Origin of the sequence: Lonsdalea quercina subsp. quercina (assembly GCF_000688695.1) — a bacterium.
Taxonomy (GTDB): domain Bacteria; phylum Pseudomonadota; class Gammaproteobacteria; order Enterobacterales; family Enterobacteriaceae; genus Lonsdalea; species Lonsdalea quercina_D.
Genome location: NZ_JIBQ01000028.1, coordinates 1 through 1,587 on the forward strand (window position 1 = coordinate 1; position 1,587 = coordinate 1,587).

General features: G+C 66.5%; 1 protein-coding gene. It reads right to left on the reverse strand.

Annotated features, from left to right (window positions below):
• Positions 1-1,573 (reverse strand): non-ribosomal peptide synthetase (locus SB13_RS16890; RefSeq protein ID WP_463605565.1); only part of this gene is annotated, 1,573 nt, incomplete at its 3' end.
• Between the last annotated feature and the right edge of the window lie 14 nt (positions 1,574-1,587).

Sequence of the window (1,587 nt, forward strand, 5' to 3'; positions counted from 1 at the left end):
CCGGTTCATCCACGAACGGGTCGTCAATAAAACGCGCCGCCGTCAGCGCCGCCCGGTTCAGGTAACCACGGGCGACGCCAGCTCCGCCGACATACAGTTCGCCCGCCACGCCCACCGGCACCGGCTGACGCGCCTCGTCCAGCACATAGATGCGCAGGTCCGGGATGCGTTCGCCTATCGGGCTGACGCCCAGCGCCGTGTCCGCCGGGGAGAGCGGACGGTAGGTGACGTGCACCGTGGTTTCGGTGATGCCGTACATGTTGACCAGCGTCGTGCGCTCGCCGTTTTGCGCGTACCACGGCGCCAGCATCGCCGGCTCCAGCGCTTCCCCGCCGAAAATCACCCAGCGCAGCGCATGTGACAATGACGGCGGGGCCTCCGCCTGGGCGGCAATCAGGGGCCGGAACGCCCCCGGCGTCTGGTTCAGCACCGTCACGCCCTGCTCGCACAGCAGCTGATAAAACGCCGCTGGCGTCCGCGCCGTCTCCTGCGCCACCACCACCAACCGGCCGCCGTGCAGCAGCGCGCCCCACAGCTCCCACACCGAGAAGTCGAACGACAGCGAGTGGAACAGGCTCCAGACATCGTCGGCGCCAAAGTCGAACCACCGGCGGGTTGAGGCGAACAGCCGCATCACCTGCGCGTGCTCCACCATCACTCCTTTCGGCTGCCCGGTGGAGCCCGAGGTGTAAATCACGTACGCCAACTGATGCGGGTCTGCCGCCTGGTCAGGATTATCCTCCGGCTGTCCGGCCAGCAGCGCGGGCGCCTCCAGGTCGAACAGCCGCACGTCCGTGGGCGTCTGCGCCCACCGCGCGCCTTCGGTTATCCNCCCCAGCGGCGCGCTGTCTTCCAGCAGATAGCGGATGCGCTCGGCCGGGTAAGTCGGGTCAATCGGCACGTAACCGCCGCCCGCTTTGAGCACCGCCAGCACCGCCACCACCATCTCCACGCCGCGCGGCAGGCTGATGGCCACCCGCGTCTCCGGCCCCACGCCCTGCGCCATCAGCGCGTGCGCCAGTTGGTTGGCCCGGCGGTTCAGTTCGTCATAGCTAAGCCGCTGCTCGCCGAACGCCAGTGCGATCGCCTGCGGCTCGCGGCGCACCTGCGCTTCGAACTGCTGATGCAGGCAAACGCTGACAGGCTCGGCCTCGGTGTGGTTCCTATCGTGCAGGAGAGAATGACGCTCGTCATCGGTCAGCAGCGGCAACTGCGCGACCGGCTGAGTCTCATCGCTGACCATGGCACGCAGCAACATTTTCAGGTAGCGGGCATAACGTTCCACCGTGGCGCGATCGAATACACTGCTGGCATATTCGAGATGGCCCGTGATGATGTTTTGCTCCTCGCCCAGCGAGAGCAGCAGGTCAGTTTTGGCGCTCAGCAGTTCGCCGTTATACGGCTCAACCTGCAGGCCCTGGAGCTGCAAGGCGTCATCGGATGCGTTTTGCCACGCCAGCAGGGTTTGGAATAACGGACTATGCGACAGGCTGCGCGTCGGGTTGAGCGCCTCCACCAGTTGCTCGAACGGCAGATCCTGATGCGCCTGCGCCGCCAGCGTGGTCTCCTTCACCTGCGCCAGCAGCG